The 15,623-nt window shown below is 71.9% G+C and carries 14 protein-coding genes; 10 read left to right on the top strand and 4 right to left on the bottom strand.

The window, feature by feature from the left end; genetic code table 11:
• Window positions 1–144 precede the first annotated feature (144 nt).
• Window positions 145–558 (top strand): protein-tyrosine phosphatase family protein, encoded by a 414-nt coding sequence (locus AB0H52_RS25075; RefSeq protein ID WP_151491199.1) that lies wholly within the window; start codon window positions 145–147, stop codon window positions 556–558.
• A gap of 57 nt (window positions 559–615) precedes the next feature.
• Here the strand turns inward: AB0H52_RS25075 and AB0H52_RS25080 are convergent, their stop codons facing one another.
• The gene (locus tag AB0H52_RS25080) at window positions 616–2,910 is read right to left on the bottom strand and encodes an excinuclease ABC subunit UvrA (protein ID WP_357950439.1); all 2,295 of its coding nucleotides are present in this window, start codon (window positions 2,908–2,910) and stop codon (window positions 616–618) included.
• 161 nt (window positions 2,911–3,071) lie between these two features.
• On the opposite strand from AB0H52_RS25080, the gene AB0H52_RS25085 reads away from it, so the two are divergent.
• The 3 genes from AB0H52_RS25085 (at window position 3,072) to AB0H52_RS25095 (ending at window position 5,932) form a co-directional block, all read left to right on the top strand.
• Window positions 3,072–3,821 carry a MerR family transcriptional regulator gene (locus AB0H52_RS25085; protein WP_357950442.1) on the top strand — a complete coding sequence of 250 codons (750 nt, stop codon included), beginning with the start codon at window positions 3,072–3,074 and terminating at the stop codon, window positions 3,819–3,821.
• 10 nt (window positions 3,822–3,831) lie between these two features.
• Window positions 3,832–5,034 (top strand): D-alanyl-D-alanine carboxypeptidase, encoded by a 1,203-nt coding sequence (locus tag AB0H52_RS25090; RefSeq protein WP_357950445.1) that lies wholly within the window; start codon window positions 3,832–3,834, stop codon window positions 5,032–5,034.
• 70 nt (window positions 5,035–5,104) lie between these two features.
• Entirely contained in the window at window positions 5,105–5,932 is an 828-nt protein-coding gene (locus AB0H52_RS25095; protein WP_225854629.1) for a peptidylprolyl isomerase, read from the top strand.
• Between the two features lie 115 nt (window positions 5,933–6,047).
• Here AB0H52_RS25095 and AB0H52_RS25100 read toward each other — a convergent pair whose 3' ends face one another.
• Window positions 6,048–7,085, bottom strand: a complete 1,038-nt coding sequence (locus tag AB0H52_RS25100; protein ID WP_151491196.1) for a LacI family DNA-binding transcriptional regulator — start codon at window positions 7,083–7,085, stop codon at window positions 6,048–6,050.
• A 231-nt stretch (window positions 7,086–7,316) separates the two neighbouring features.
• Here AB0H52_RS25100 and AB0H52_RS25105 point away from each other — a divergent pair, with 231 nt between their 5' ends.
• Both AB0H52_RS25105 and AB0H52_RS25110 read left to right on the top strand, forming a co-directional pair.
• Entirely contained in the window at window positions 7,317–8,285 is a 969-nt protein-coding gene (locus AB0H52_RS25105; RefSeq protein WP_151491195.1) for an acetylxylan esterase, read from the top strand.
• Window positions 8,286–8,324: 39 nt separating this feature from the next.
• Window positions 8,325–9,155, top strand: a complete 831-nt coding sequence (locus tag AB0H52_RS25110) for a M15 family metallopeptidase (protein ID WP_225854628.1) — start codon at window positions 8,325–8,327, stop codon at window positions 9,153–9,155.
• A gap of 25 nt (window positions 9,156–9,180) precedes the next feature.
• Here the strand turns inward: AB0H52_RS25110 and AB0H52_RS25115 are convergent, their stop codons facing one another.
• On the bottom strand, window positions 9,181–9,330 hold the full coding sequence (locus AB0H52_RS25115) for a spore photoproduct lyase family protein (RefSeq protein WP_357950449.1): 150 nt from the start codon (window positions 9,328–9,330) through the stop codon (window positions 9,181–9,183).
• Window positions 9,282–10,367, bottom strand: coding sequence for a spore photoproduct lyase family protein (locus AB0H52_RS25120; RefSeq protein WP_357950452.1), 1,086 nt, complete (start codon window positions 10,365–10,367; stop codon window positions 9,282–9,284). Before AB0H52_RS25120 ends, AB0H52_RS25115 begins: the two co-directional genes overlap by 49 nt.
• 157 nt (window positions 10,368–10,524) lie before the next feature.
• Between AB0H52_RS25120 and AB0H52_RS25125 the strand changes: the two genes are divergently transcribed.
• From AB0H52_RS25125 to AB0H52_RS25140, 4 genes are all read left to right on the top strand, one after another.
• Entirely contained in the window at window positions 10,525–11,835 is a 1,311-nt protein-coding gene (locus tag AB0H52_RS25125; protein ID WP_357950455.1) for an RICIN domain-containing protein, read from the top strand.
• 274 nt (window positions 11,836–12,109) lie between these two features.
• Window positions 12,110–13,048: a hypothetical protein gene (locus tag AB0H52_RS25130; RefSeq protein WP_151491194.1), complete on the top strand. Its 939-nt coding sequence runs from the start codon at window positions 12,110–12,112 to the stop codon at window positions 13,046–13,048.
• A gap of 73 nt (window positions 13,049–13,121) precedes the next feature.
• Window positions 13,122–14,006 (top strand): maleylpyruvate isomerase N-terminal domain-containing protein, encoded by an 885-nt coding sequence (locus AB0H52_RS25135; protein WP_151491193.1) that lies wholly within the window; start codon window positions 13,122–13,124, stop codon window positions 14,004–14,006.
• 404 nt (window positions 14,007–14,410) lie between these two features.
• On the top strand, window positions 14,411–15,610 hold the full coding sequence (locus AB0H52_RS25140; RefSeq protein ID WP_151491192.1) for an RtcB family protein: 1,200 nt from the start codon (window positions 14,411–14,413) through the stop codon (window positions 15,608–15,610).
• Window positions 15,611–15,623: the final 13 nt, after the last annotated feature.

Consider the following 15,623-nt stretch of genomic DNA (forward strand, 5'->3'; position numbering starts at 1 on the left):
CGGATTTCCGTTTGGCTGGAGCCGCGTCGCGCCACTCGCCGAGAGGCGACCTGCACACCGACACCAGCGCCGCCCCCGACCCCACCGGCCGGGGGCGGCGCTGTCCGTACCTGCCGGTCAGGGCGGTGGCGGCACAATGCTCGGGTGACTCAGCCCTGGTCCGAACAGCCCGATGTCCTCGTACTGCCGAGTGGCGCGAGCGTGCGCGGACGCCGCGTCGCTGCGACCGCCTCGCCCGCCGACTTCGCCCTGCTGTTGGCTCCCGGCCCGGAGCCGACCTGGGCGCATCGGCGGATCCGGTGGCCCGACTTCTGGGTGCCGCTCGATCGGGCCGATGCGCTCGACGCCCTGCGGGAGGCGCTGCGGCGCGCGCACGACGGTGAGCGCGTCGAGGTGGCCTGCCGAGGTGGGGTGGGGCGCACCGGCACCGCCCTGGCCGCGCTGGCGATCCTCGACGGCCTGCCGGCCGAACGGGCGGTGCCGTGGGTGCGAGCGGGCTACCACCCGAAGGCGGTGGAAACCCCCTGGCAGCGACGCTGGCTCCGCCGCGTCGCCTGACCACCTCGCGCCGAGCGCCGGGGGAGAACTGCGCCGCCCGGCCGCCCGTTCCGGCCGTTATCCCTGGGGCGTCGATGCCGGCTGGTTGACGTACTCGCGCAGGTGGGTGGCGGTGAGGGTGTCGCCGTGGGCGACCAGGTCGGCTGGCGTGCCGGTGAAGACGATCCGGCCGCCGTCGTGTCCGGCACCGGGGCCGAGGTCGATGAGCCAGTCCGCGTGGGCCATTACCGCCTGGTGGTGCTCGATGACGATGACCGTGTTGCCGGCGTCGACCATCCGGTCGAGCAGGGCCAGAAGTTGGTCCACGTCGGCCAGGTGCAGGCCGGTGGTGGGCTCGTCCAGCACGTACGTGCTGGTCTTCTCGGCAAGGTGGATGGCGAGCTTGAGTCGTTGCCGCTCCCCGCCGGACAGGGTGGTCAGCGGCTGACCGAGGCTGAGGTAGCCCAACCCGACGTCGACCAGCCGGCCGAGGATGAGGTGCGCCGACCCGCTGGGGAAGAAGGCGTACGCGTCGGTGACCGACATGGCCAGCACCTCGCTGATGTTCTTGCCGCGCAGCGTGTAGGTGAGCACCTCGTCGGTGAAGCGTCGTCCTTCGCAGCGTTCGCAGACGCTGGCCACGCCGGCCATCATCGCCAGGTCCGTGTAGATGAGGCCGATGCCCTTGCAGGCTGGGCAGGCGCCCTCGGAGTTGGCGCTGAACAGGGCCGCCTTGACCCCATTGGCCTTGGCGAAGGCGGTGCGGATCGGGTCGAGCAGCCCGCTGTAGGTGGCCGGGTTGCTGCGCCGTGATCCGCGGATGGGGGACTGGTCCACGATCACCACTCCGGAGCGGCGACGCAGTGACCCGTGGATCAGCGAACTCTTGCCGGAGCCGGCGACGCCGGTGACCACGGTGAGGATGCCGAGCGGGATGTCGACGTCGACGTCGCGCAGGTTGTGTAGGTCGGCCTGGCGGATGGCGAGGTGGCCGGTGGGTGGGCGTACGTGGTCGCGCAGGGTCACCCGGTGGTCGAGGTGCCGGCCGGTGAGCGTGTCGGAGCGGCGCAGGTCGGGGACGTCGCCGGTGAAGCAGATCCGGCCGCCGTCGGTGCCGGCGCCGGGGCCGAGGTCGACGACGTGGTCGGCGATGGCGATGGTTTCCGGCTTGTGTTCGACCACCAGCACGGTGTTGCCCTTGTCGCGCAGCCGCAGCAGCAGGTCGTTCATCCGGGCGATGTCGTGCGGGTGCAGGCCGACGGTCGGTTCGTCGAAGACGTACGTGACGTCGGAGAGGCTGGAGCCGAGGTGCCGGACCATCTTGACCCGCTGCGCCTCGCCGCCGGACAGGGTGGCCGACTCGCGGTCCAGGCTGAGGTAGCCCAGCCCGATCTCGACGAGGGAGTCGAGCAGGTCCCGCAGGTTGGCGATCAGGGGTGCCACCGCCGGGTCGTCGACGGCTTGGACGAACGTGGCCAGGTCGCTGATCTGCATCGCCGAGCAGTCCGCGATGTTTCGTCCGGCGATGCGGGAGGACCGGGCTGCCGCGTTGAGGCGGGTGCCGTCGCAGTCCGGGCAGGTGGTGAACGTGACCGCCCGGTCGACGAAGGCGCGGATGTGTGCCTGCATCGACTCGCGGTCCTTGGTGAGGTAGAGCCGCTTGACCTTGACGGCCAAGCCTTCGTACGTCCAGTTGTTGCTACCCATTTTGATCTTCGTGGCCGGCTTGTGGAGGAAGTCCTCCCACTGCGTGGGCGTGTAGTCCTGGAGTTTGACGTCGGGGTCGAACAGGCCGGAGCCGACGATGGTCTGCCAGTACCAGGAGTCGACCGCGAAGTTGGGCACGGTGATCGCGCCGTCGTTGAGGGAGCGTTCGACGTCGACCAGTTCGTTGACGTCGAGGTCGGAGACCCGGCCCAGCCCTTCGCAGGTCGGGCACATGCCCTCGGGCAGGTTGAAGCTGAACGCCCCGGCGCCGCCGATCGACGGTTGGCCGAGCCGGCTGAAGAGGATCCGCAGCATGGCGGACGCGTCGGTGGCGGTGCCGACGGTGGAGCGGGAGTTGACGCCCATCCGTTCCTGGTCGACGACGATGGCGGCGCTGAGGTTGCGCAGCGAGTCGACGTCCGGCCGGTTGAGGTTCGGCATGAACGACTGGAGGAAGGCGCTGTAGGTCTCGTTGATCATGCGCTGTGACTCGGCGGCGATGGTGCCGAAGACCAGCGACGACTTGCCGGAGCCGGAGACGCCGGTGAAGACGGTCAACCGGCGTTTGGGGATGTCGACCGAGACGCTGGCGAGGTTGTTCTCCCGCGCTCCGCGTACCTCGATCATGTCGTGGCTGTCGGCGGCGGACCCTGCTGGCTGCGACATGCGAACCCTTCACGAGATCGTGGCGGGAGCTTCCTCCCGCCGGGCGGATTCCATTGTCTCATTCATCCTCATGTAGAGCCTTTTGCCAAAGAATCCGCGCATGCTGCGTTGAAATGAACGGCGAAGTCTCAAATCACATGTCAACCGGTACGGTTGCCGGCGTGGACGTCGGGACCAACAACCGCCTGCGCGCCGTGGACCTGGCCGCCACCGTCGGGATCTCCGTGCAGCAGGTGCGTAACTACGTCGAGCAGGGCGTGCTGCCACCGGTGCGGCGCACCGCGAGCGGCTACCGGATCTTCACGACCGAGCACTCCCGGGCGCTCACCGTGGCGCGCCGGCTCGCCGAGGGGCACGGCTGGGGTCGTACCCGGGAGATCATGGCGGCGGTGCACCGGGGCGACCTGCCGGCGGCGCTCGCGGCGCTCGACGGCGGCCATGCCGAACTGGACCGGGAGCGCGCCGACATCCGCCGGGTGCTCGGCGCCTTCGAGACCGTGCTGGCCGCCGCCCCGGCGGCCCGGCCCGCGCCGCGCCGGGGCGCCCGCATCGGCGAGGTCGCCGCACTGGTCGGGGTCCGGACCTCACAGCTGCGGCTGTGGGAGGCGCGCGAGCTGCTGCGCCCGACCCGCGCGCCGGGCACCAACTACCGGGTGTACGACGAGGCCGAGTTGCGCGCCGCGCAGGTCGTCGCGCTGCTGCGCCGGGGCGCGTACCCGTTCGAGATCATCGAGGCGGTGCTGGGCGAGTTGCGGACCACCGGCAGCGCCCAGCGGGTCCGCGCCGAGCTTGCCCGCCGTGAGCAGGACCTGCACGCGCGCAGCCTGCGCCGGCTGCGGGGAAGCGCCGCGCTGCACGACTACCTGCACGAGCGAGCCCATCCGGTCCCGCCGGGCGATCTTGTTGACTAGGGTCGGGCTCATGAGAGCTGCGCTGCTGGCGGCCACGACGTCCGCCGTCCTGCTCGCTCCCGCGCCGGTCGCCGCGACCCCGGGCGCCACCGCGACCGTGCGGTGCCCGCGGGTGCCCGCGACGTCCCGGCCCGCCCGCCCCTCGCCGCCGCCCGCGGTGCCCGCGCAGCGGATGGTCGGCGGCGCCGGACTGGCCACCGAGGGGCTGGTCGTGCCGGCCGGCGCCGGTGCGCCACCGGCGGTCAGCGCCACCTCGTGGCTGGTTGCCGACCTGGACAGCGGCCAGGTGCTCGGCGGTTGCGGCCCGCACGAGTACGGCACCCCGGCCAGCGTGCAGAAGCTCCTGTTGGCGGCCACGATGATGCCCCGGCTGGACCCGAAGCAGACGGTCACCGTCACCGACGAGGACATGAACATCGAGCCCGGCTCCTCCGCCGTCGGTCTCGTCGCGGGTGGCCGGTACACCATCGAGACCATCTGGCTCGGGTTGCTGCTCAACTCCGGCAACGAGGCCGCCAACGCGCTGGCGCGACTGGGCAGCGGGACGGACAGCGCCGCCGCCGGCGTACGCGCGATGAACGAGCAGGCCCACCGGCTCGGCGCGCTCCAGACGCATGCGGTGACCCCGTCCGGGCTCGACGGCAAGGGGCAGTTCACCAGCGCGTACGACCTGGCGTTGATCGCGCGGGCCTGCTTCGCGCAGCCGGCCTTCCGTCGGTACGCGCTCACCGAGGAGGCGCGGATCCCGGTCCAGCCGGCGCAGCGGACCAAGGGGTTCCAGATCCAGAACGAGAACCAGCTCATCTACCGGTACCCGGGTGCGCTCGGCGGCAAGACCGGCTTCACCGATCTGGCCCGGCACACCTACGTCGGCGCGGCCGAACGCGGCGGACGGCGGCTGGTGGTGACCCTGCTGGGCGCGGAGTCGGCGCCCAAGCGCGGCTGGGAGCAGGGTGCGGCGCTGCTGGACTGGGGGTTCACGCTGCCCCGCGACGCCGCTGTCGGTCGTCTCGTTGAGCCGGGGGAGGTGAACGCCACCCCGTCGGCCGCGCCGTCGGCGCTGGCGGCACCCGGGGTGGCTCGACCGGCGGCGGCCAGCGGGCCCGGGCATTCCGGCTCGGGGTGGCTCTGGTCGGTGACGGCGATCAGCGGCGCCGGAGTGCTGGTGCTGCTGGGCGGGCTGCTGTGGCGGCGGCGCCGCCGGCTGCCCTGACGCATCGACAACCGGCCCCGGCGTCCATAGACTCCGGTCTTTCTGGCACCACGAGTCCAGGAGGATCCCTGTGCCGAGTGAACTCCCACCGCGCCCCGGGACGGCGGCACCCCGCCGACCGGTACGCGCCCTGACCCGCCTCGCGGGAGTGACGCTGCTCGCCGGCGCGCTGGTCGCCGGCATCGCCGCCGCCGCGCCTGCTGCCGCGCCCGCACCGGCTGCCGCGCCCGCTGCGTCCGCCGACGCCGCCACCCGCCCGCCGCGCACCACCCACGGCCCGTGCGCGTACACCGAGACGCCCGACGAGCCGGCGGCCCGGCCGCTGCCGCTGCCGCCCGACCCGCGGCGTACCCCGGCCCGCGGCAACGTCCGGGTGACCCTGTCGACCAACCACGGGCCGATCGGGTTGACCCTGGACCGGGAGGCCGCGCCGTGCACCGTGCAGAGCTTCCTGCACCTGGTCGCCAAGCGCTTCTACGACCGGACCCCGTGCCACCGGCTCACCGCGTACCCGACGCTGAGCGTGCTGCAGTGCGGTGACCCGTCCGGCACCGGCGAGGGTGGCCCGGGCTACCGGTACCGCGACGAGCTGCCGACCGACCTGCCGCCCGCGCCCACCGACCCGACCGGAGAGCGCCGGGTCTACGCCCGGGGCGTGCTGGCCATGGCCAACGCCGGGCCGGACACCAACGGCAGCCAGTTCTTCCTGGTGTACGCCAACTCGGCGCTGCGCCCGAACTACACGATCTTCGGCGAGGTCGACGCGGCCGGGCTGGCCACCCTGGACCGGATCGCGGCCGGGGGAGTGGCGCCGACGGCCGAGGACCCGGCCCCGGTCGACGGGGCACCGGCGTTGCCGGTGGAGATCCGGCGGGCGGTCCGTTCGCACCACCGCTGACCGTTCGGCGCGCGGTGGGCGGCCCGGGGCCGCTCACCACGCCGACCGGCTGCCGGTGGAACTTTCGGGAGCCGATCCGGAACGGCGTGACCGGCGTCCGAGGCGGTTCCACCCGTCACGACGAGGCGGGTGACCCGGTCGGCGGCGCGGCGGTGCTGTCCCGGACGACCAACTCGGTGGCCAGTTCCACCCGGGGCGAGTCGATGCCCTCGCCCTGGGCCAGCCGCAGCACGGTCCGGGCGGCCAGTCGGCCCATCTCGACCAATGGCTGGCGCACGGTGGTCAGCGGCGGCGACGCCCAGCGTGCCTCCGGCAGGTCGTCGAAGCCCACCACGCTGACGTCGTCCGGAACCCGCAGGCCGCGCCGCCGGATGGCCTCGTAGACGCCGAAGGCCATCTGGTCGCTGGCCGCGAAGATGCCGGTCGGTGGGTCGTCGAGATCGAGCAGCGCCGTGCCGCCGGAGAACCCGGAGGCGTGGTAGAAGTCGCCCGGGTAGACCAGCTTGTCGTCGATGGGGATGCCCGCCGCCTCCAGCCCGGCCCGGTACCCGTCGAGGCGGGCGCGGCTGCACAGCAGGTGCGTCGGCCCGGCCACGAACCCGATGCGCCGGTGCCCGATCGAGAGCAGGTGCTCGGTCGCGGCGAGCCCGCCGGACCAGTTGGTGGCACCGATCGTGGGCACGTCCATGGCGGGTACGCCGGCCGGGTCGACGACCACGACCGGCACGTTGAGGCGGCGCAGTTGCGCGTGCAGCGGCGGGCTCAGGTGTGAGGTCACGAAGATGACGCCGTCGGTGGCGCGGGTGCGCAGGTTCTGCAACCACTGCCGAGCGGCGGTCGGCTGCCGGTGGATCGCGGAGACCACGGTGCCGACGCCGGCGCCGTGCCCGACGTCCTCGACGCCCCGGATGATCTCCACGGCCCAGGGGCTGTCCAGGTCGTTGAAGACCAGGTCGACGAGGCCGGCGCGGCGGACGCTGCGGCTGCTGCGCCGCCGGTAGCCGTGGTGGCGCAGCAGTTCCTCGACCCGTTCCCGGGTGTCCGGGGCCACATCGGAGCGTCCATTGAGCACGCGCGAGACGGTCGGCACCGACACGCCCGCCTCCCGTGCGATCGCGGTGATGGTCACCCTGCGTCCGTCGTCCGCGCCCACCCGCGTCTCCTTCACCGGTCCGGAAGCGACCGCAAGCCGTCGCCACCGTGTGTCCCGGAACGGCGTGCACCGTTCCTCGCGCCATCTTGCCTCACCGGCAGGGGTTGACGACATGCCAGGTCGGTTCTAGCGTTCGCCGAAGTTGCGGAAGGTTTCCGGACATATTTCGGCCCCGTTTCGCCGCACCGGCCCGCCGGTCGGCTGTCCGACGCAGCGTCGAAAGGACGTCACGTGTACACCGACCTTGCCGAGGAGCAGTTGCGCGGGTATCGCAGCGCGGTGCGCGATCCCGGGGACTTCGACCAGTTCTGGGCCGCGACGCTGACCGAGGCGCGCGACGCCGGCTGGCCGGTGCGGACCGAGCCGGTGGCGACCGGGCTGGCCGGCATCGACGTCCTCGACGTGACCTTCGCGGGCTTCGCCGGCCAGCCGGTGCGGGCCTGGCTGCGCCTGCCGCGCGGGGCCAGCGCGGCGTTGCCGACCGTCGTCCAGTACGCCGGCTACGGCGGCGGGCGCGGGCACCCGCTGGAGAACCTGCTCTGGGCGTCGGCCGGGTTCGCGCACCTGCAGATGGACACCCGGGGTCAAGGGTCGGGCTGGAGCCGGGGCGACACCCCGGACCCCGGCGCGGCCGGCCCCGAGGCGCCCGGGGTGGCCACCCGGGGCATCGCCGACCCGCGCACGTACTACTACCGCCGGCTGATCACCGACGGCGTGCGGGCCGTGGACGCCGTCCGGTCCCTGCCGATGGTCGACCCGACCCGGGTGGCGGTGCTCGGGCACAGCCAGGGCGGCGGGCTGGCGCTCGCGGCCGGTGCTCTGGCACCCGGCCTGCGGGCGGTGGTCGCGTTCGTGCCGTTCCTCTGCGACATTCCGCGCGCGGTGGTGACCACCGACGCCCGCCCGTACCGGGAGATCCGCGACTACCTGGCGGTCCACCGCCACGCCGAGGAGCGGGTGCTGACCACCCTGGCGTATGTCGACGGGGTCAACTTCGCGCGGCGTTGCCGCCGGCCGACCCGGTTCTCGGTGGCGTTGATGGACGACATCGTGCCGCCGTCGACGGTGTACGCGGCCGTCAACGCCCACGCGGGACCGACCGAGTTGTCGGTGTGGCGGTACAACGGTCACGAGGCCGGCGGGATCGACGACGACGAGGCGGCGCTGCTCTTCCTGCGGGAGCACCTCCTCGACGGCTGATCCGGCGTGCGGCCCGGCCAGGGCTGATAGACAGGACTGGTGCGTTCCCGCATCGGCGTCGTGCTCGTGCTCGGCGCGCTGCTCGGCGGTTGCTCGCGACCCGAGCCCCGTCCCGCGCCGGCCGTGCCACCACCGACCCCGGTGAGCCCCACGCCCGCGTCGACGCCCGCCGAGCGGCTACCCGGGTTCGTGGTGCTGACCGACGTCGACCCGCGTATCCACGCCGACATCCGCTACGCCACCCCGCACAACTTCGTCGGCCGCCCGATCACCGGCTACCCGGAGCCGCTGTGCCTGCTCACCCGGCAGGCGGCCGAGGCGCTGCGCCGCGTGCAGGGCGCCGCGCTGGCCGGTGGGCACAGCCTCAAGGTGTACGACTGTTATCGCCCGCAGCCGGCCGTGGACGACTTCGTCGCCTGGTCCAAACGACCCGGCGAGCAGCAGACCAAGGCCGAGTTCTACCCGGACGTGGCGAAGGACCGGCTCTTCGCCGACGGCTACATCGGGGCGCCGACGGCGCACAGCCGGGGCAGCACCATGGATCTGACCCTGGTCGACGAGCCGGCCGCCGGCCAGCCGCCGTACCGCCCGGGGCAGCCGCTGGTCGCCTGCACCAGGCCGCGCGGGCAGCGTTTCGCCGACAACAGCATCGACATGGGCACCGGCTTCGACTGTTTCGACTCCCGCGCGCACACCGCCGACCCCCGCGTCACCGGTACGCCACGGGACAACCGGCGGTTGCTGCTGCGGCTGATGACCGACGCCGGGTTCGTCAACTACGACCGCGAGTGGTGGCACTACAGCCTCCGCGACGAGCCGTACCCGGACACGTTCTTCGCCGCGCCGGTGGCCCGCTCGTCGGTCGGCTGAGCATCAGGTCCAGTAGAGCTGAGCATCAGGTCCAGTAGAGGATGCGGCACGCCGGCACCCGCGCGGCCAGCTCGGTCTGGAACCAGCCGCGCAGCTCGGCCATCGTGTCGCGGGGGTAGACGTACTTCACCGCGCCGAACCTGCCGTGCTTGCGGCTGCGCGACTCCTCGTCCATCTCCAGCCGGGTGCGCGGGACCAGCCGAGCAGCACCTCCTTGCTGCCCGGCGTGAACCGGTGGGTGATCAGCTCGGCGGTCAGGTCCAGTTCCGGCACCCCGTCGACGGCCGCGGCGACCTGGTCGAGCAGCTCGCCGTAGCGTTCCCGCCAGTCGGGCAGGGCGATGATCGGTGCGATGGTCAGCCCGACCGGATAGCCGTCGAGTGCGAGTCGGCGCAGCGCGGCCAGCCGGTCCGGTACGCGGGCGGTGCCGCCCTCGAACCGTTCGCTGACCGGTGCGCAGTTGACGCTGAGCCGGACCCGGGTCCGGCCGGCGTGCGGCAGCCCGACGAAGCTGTCCACGTCGGCGTACTTGGTGGTCCAGCGCAACTGCACGGGCGCGTCCCAGGCGGCGAAGTGCTGCACCGCGCGCCGCCAACTGCCGGTCAGGTGCTCCAACGCGAGGGGGTCGGTGTAGCAGGACGCCTCGAACGTGGTGCCCTCGTCGGCGCGTCGCGCGTTGCGGCTGGTCACCGTCCCGCGTCCGGCGTACGCGGCGAGCCCGGCGAGGATGTCGTCGAGGTCCGCGTACACCCGGGTCACCGGCGGGCCGGAGAGCGAACCGGCGAGATAGCAGTACTGGCAGTGCGCCGGGCAGCCCTCGGCCAGGTCGACCCGCCAGTCTGCGCTGGGCGCGATGGGTTGCAGGGCGCGCCGCGAGGGTGGGCTCACCACGATCGCCATGGTCGCCTTGGCCCGGGCGTACGTCTCCCGGTCGGTCTGCCCGCGTACCCCGGTGAGCCGGTTGGACCGTAGGTGTTCCACCTCGATGCCCTGCGCCTGCACGCGGTCGATGATCCGCCGACCGTGGGGGTGCTCCAGCGCGGCCGGCGTGATCACCACCCGGCCCGGAGTCCAGCGGCGCGCCGGCCGGGTTGCGGGCGCGAGCCCGGCCAGGTCGCGGATCGGCACCCGCTCGCCGCTGGCGTCGTGCGGTGCGGCGGGCACGTCCACGGCGAGCGGCTGGTCGACGTCGACGGCGTCCGGGCTGGTCATCCGGGCGGGGTACCCGTCACCGCAGGAATCCCACCCGATCCGGCGACCCACGATTGACGCCACCCGACGACAAAGCATAACCTTTCATCTATCTGTAAACCTTGTAAACAGATGCTCATCGACGCGGCGGCGCGCGTCCCACCGAAGGGACGATCAGGTGATCGCAGAACTCTCCTCCCGTACCAGAAGGATCCTGTCGCTGTTCGTCGCCCTCGTCGTCGCGCTGAGCGTCGGCGTCGCCGTCAACGCCTCGCGACCGGCGCAGGCCGCGCCGACGTTCAAGGTCCTGGCCTTCTACAACGGCACCTGGGATCCCGCGCACATCGACTTCGTCCGCGACGCCCGCGCCTGGTTCCCGCAGGCCGCCGCCCAGTACGGCTTCTCCTGGGAGGCCACCACCAACTGGAGCCTGCTGAACACCGCCAACCTGGCCCAGTACAAGGTCATCATGTTCCTCGACGACGCGCCGCCCACCGCGCAGCGCGCCGCGTTCCAGCAGTACATGCAGAACGGCGGGGGATGGTTCGGCTTCCACGTCAGCGCGTGGACCGACAACCCGTCGAGCTGGAGCTGGTACTACAACACCTTCCTCGGCAGCGGCTCGTTCCAGACCAACACCTGGTCGCCGACCCGGGTCACGATGCGCGCCGACAACCGCACCCACGCCGCCACCCGGAACCTCCCGGCGACGTTCCCGTCGTCGATCAGCGAGTGGTACTCCTGGAGCAACGACCTGCGGCAGAACCCCAACATCGACATCCTGGCCTCGGTCGACGCGTCCAGCTTCCCGGTCGGCACCGACCCCAGCCAGTCCTGGTACGGCGGCTACTACCCGCTGGTCTGGAGCAACCGGCAGTACAAGATGCTGTACGCCAACTTCGGCCACAACGCGATGAACTACAGCACCAACACCGGGCTGTCGTCCACGTTCGACAGTGAGCAGCAGAACCGCCTGCTCATCGACGGGCTGCACTGGCTCGCCGGTGCCAGCACCGTCCCCCCGACGACGCCCCCGCCGAGCGACGGCCCGATCTCGCCGACCGCCTGGCACACCGTGGTCAACAAGGGCAGCGGCAAGTGCGTGGACGCGCGGGCCGCCGGCAGCGCGAACGGCACCGCCATCCAGCAGTACACCTGCAACAGCAGCGCCGCCCAGCAGTACCAACTCGTCCCGACCAGCGGCGGCTACCTGCGGGTCGACATCCGCACCAACAGCGCCCAGGTGCTCGACGTGACCGACCGGTCGACCGCCGACGAGGCACCCATCCAGCTCTGGTCCTACAGCGGCGGCAACAACCAGCAGTGGCGGGCAGAATCCGAAGGCGGCGGCTACTACCGGCTGGTCAACCGCAACAGCGGCAAGTGCCTCGACGTGCCCGGCGCGTCCACGGCCGACAGCGTCCAGCTCATCCAGTACGCCTGCAACGGCACCGCCGCCCAGTCCTTCCGGCTGGTGGCGCAGCCATAGACGCCGAATTCGTCCCCGACGATCGGGGCTTCGACCCGCCCTGAGACGGCTGCTACGACACCTGAGCCGCGCGACCGAACCGGGCGGCGACATCGCTCAGCGCGGCGCGCAGCTCAGGTGGGTCGAGCAACCCGGGATCGGATCCGGTCGGCTCGGAGCGGCTGCCCGCAGTCGTGCGACGGGTGCGCACGTTTCGAGATGCAGCCCGAGCGCACACAGTGACATTATCGCCGCGCGCAGTAATCAACACGTCAATCGACCCGGGGAGAGATCGATGACGCAAACGCCAGTCACCGCCACCCGAAACCCGTCGCGCGTCCTGGTGGACGGGCGACCGCACCGCAACGGCGTCATCATCGCGGCCAGCGTGGCGGCCGGGGTCCTGCTGTCGGTGCTGTGGTCCTTCGAGTTCGTCGACTCGGTCATCGGTGACACCGTCGCGAGCGGGATCCTCGGTCACGACGCGAAGGCGACGGCGATCTCCGGTACCGCCGCGGGCCTGCTGTTCGCGTTCGTGTCCGGCCTCGCCGGCACGTTCACCGCGTGCAACATCGCGATGCTCGCGTCCATCGGGCCGCTCGGCGCGGCCGGCAGCGGCAGCGGCGACCGGCTCCGGCTGCTGCTGCGGCCGGTCGGCTACCTCACCCTGGGAATGGTCTCCGTCGCCGCGGTGTACGGGTTCATCGGGGTCCTGCTGGGCGACCGGCTGCCGCAGTTGTCGACCGACACGGCCGGCGGAGTGCCGGTGCGCATCATCCAGTCGTCGGTGGTGTTCGGCATCATCGGGCTGGCCCTCATCTACCTCGGGCTGGCCGCGATCCGGACGGTGCCGGACGTGTTCGCCGACCGGCCGGTCGCGCGGGTGGTGACCCTCGGCGCGCTCATCGGCGGGTTCCTCATCGGCCGGCCGTACCCGCTGTTCAACAAGCTGTTCCACTGGGCGGTCGACAGCGGCAACCCGCTGTACGGCTCGGCCGCGTTCGTGTTGCAGTCGCTCGGCAACATCGTCGTGGTCACCGCGCTGTTCGCGCTCCTGGTCGTGGTGACGCGCGGCCGGTTCATCAGCTGGCTCGCCGCCGACGTGCGACGCAGCATGGTGCTCAGCGGCGCACTGCTCATCGGTCTGGGTGTCTTCACCGTCGTCTACTGGGATGTCCGGGTGCCCGCCATCTTCGGCTTCGGCTGGTTCCCCACCATGTTCTACAACCACTGACGGCCACCGGCGCCCGTGAAGAGTGCACGTTCAAAGATGACCCGGGTACGGCGAATCCCCGATGCTTGTCGATATGACTGACGCGGGGGATCCGAATCGTTGGGGCCTGGCCAACACGGCACTGCGGACGGCCGCCGATCGCTTCGGCGATCTGGTGGCCGCCGCGCCGTCGCCGAATGTCATGGCGACCGCCGACTGGACCGTGGCCGACACCGTCGCGCACGTGGTGTCGATCGCGGTGCTGTACGTGTCGAGACTGCAGGGCACCGAGGTCGTCATCCGCGTGCCGGGCCTGGAGGACATGCTGGCCGTCACGAACGTCGACACGGTGGCCGACGTCAACAGCCACGTGCTCGCCCACTTCACCGAACGCGACCCGGGGGTCCTGCTGTCGCAGCTGAACACCGCGGTCGACACCCTCCTGGCCACGACCGCGGATCCGCGGTCCACGGTGAGTTGGCTGGGCAACTCGCGGGTGACCGTCGGCGGTCTGTTCGCCCACCTGACCAACGAGTTGCTCGTGCACGGCTGGGACATCGCGCGGGCGCTGCGCCGACCGTGGCCGATGCCGGACGCGCACGCCGCGCTCTACTGGGACCTGTTCATGTACGACATGCTGCGCGACTCGTACGGGGTGTTGCTCAACACCGAACTGCCGATGCCCCGTCACCCCGTGTCGGTGCAGTTCCGATCGCGGTACACGCCGACCACCACACTGACGCTGGGCGACCGACGGGTGTGGATCGCGCCGCCCGACGGTCCGTTCGACGCACGCGTGACGTTCCGCCCCGCCCGGTTCAACCTGATGATGTTCGGCCGGATCAGCACCGCGCAGGCGGTGCTGCGACGCGACGTCGTCGTCGGCGGGCCGCGGCCGTGGCGGCTGCCCGCGTTCCTCCGGGTCGTGCACATGCCGAACGGCAGGCTCGCGCCGCCGCCGGCGCGACGGCGGGCCTGATCCCGCCGACGGGCGGCGGGAGCGCCCGGTAGCGGGCGGTCGCCGATATCCATTGCGGACGCGCCACCGTCCTCCTACTCTCGTCGGTGCAAGGTCAACCACAAGCACCCCCGGGGGAGTACGCCGTGTCGCAGCGCGTCCGCACCAACGCCACACGGTGTCTGCCGTGTGCCGGTGCCCCGCTGCTCACCGGCACCCGATACCGGCACTGCCCAGAGCAGGGGCTGTTGCCGGGGTGGCGCGACTGACGCCGACGCTCACGCGTCCGCGCGCCGCCCACCCCACCGGGGATCGGGCGGCTTCTTCGTATCCACCCCTTCTCCCGCCGCGCCACCGCTCGGCAACGCATGATCTTTATCGGTCACCGTTCGACGGTGACATCGGCACGACATCAGGAGACCACGATGGGATTCACCCCTCTCGCCGGCACCCGGGCGCCGGTGCGGGTCTGGACCGACCCGTACGCCATCGAGCCGCAGGCCGCCCGGCAGCTGCGCAACATCGGCGCGCTGCCCTGGGTGCAGGGCGTCGCCGTCATGCCGGACGTGCACTTCGGCAAGGGCGCCACGGTCGGCTCGGTCATCGCCATGCGTCAGGCCGTCTCGCCGGCCGCGGTCGGCGTCGACATCGGCTGCGGAATGTCGGCGGTACGCACCTCGCTGACCGCCGCCGACCTGCCCGACGACCTGGCCGCGCTGCGGTCCGCGATCGAGGCCACCATCCCGGTCGGGTTCGCCCAGCGGCAGGACTCGGTCGACACGCGTCGGATCCGTGGCCTGGAGCAGGCCGGCTGGGACGACTTCTGGAGCCGGTTCGCCGGCCTGGACCGGCGGGTGGCGCAGCTGGAGACGCGGGCGCGCCGGCAGCTCGGCACCCTCGGCGGGGGCAACCACTTCATCGAGGTCTGCCTGGAGGAGGGCAGCGCCGACGAGGGCCGGGTGTGGCTGATGCTGCACTCGGGGTCGCGCAACATCGGCAAGGAACTGGCCGAGCGGCACATCGGGGTGGCCCGCAGGCTGCCGCACAACGCCGACCTGCCCGACCGGGACCTGGCGGTGTTCCTCACCGGCACGCCGGAGATGGACGCCTACCGGCGGGACCTGTGGTGGGCGCAGGAGTACGCGCGGCGCAACCGGGCGGTCATGCTGGCCCTGCTGTGCGGTGTGGTGCGCGAGCACTTCCCGCAGGTCGGCTACGACGAGCCGATCTCCTGCCACCACAACTACGTCTCCGAGGAGAGCTACGACGGGGTGGACGTGCTGGTCACCCGCAAGGGCGCGATCCGGGCCGGCCGGGGTGACCTGGGCATCATCCCCGGGTCGATGGGCACCGGGTCGTACATCGTGCGGGGTCGGGGTAACCCGGACGCGTACTGCTCGGCATCGCACGGGGCGGGGCGGCGGATGTCGCGGGCGCAGGCCAAGCGGACGTTCAGCACGGACGATCTGGCCGCGCAGACCGCCGGAGTGGAGTGCCGCAAGGACGCCGGGGTGGTCGACGAGATCCCCGGCGCGTACAAGGACATCACCGAGGTGATGGCCCAGCAGGAGGACCTGGTGGAGGTGGTGGCGCACCTCAAGCAGGTGGTCTGCGTGAAGGGCTGAACCACCGTGCGGG

Source organism: Micromonospora sp. NPDC050695 (genome assembly GCF_040654415.1).
GTDB lineage: Bacteria > Actinomycetota > Actinomycetes > Mycobacteriales > Micromonosporaceae > Micromonospora.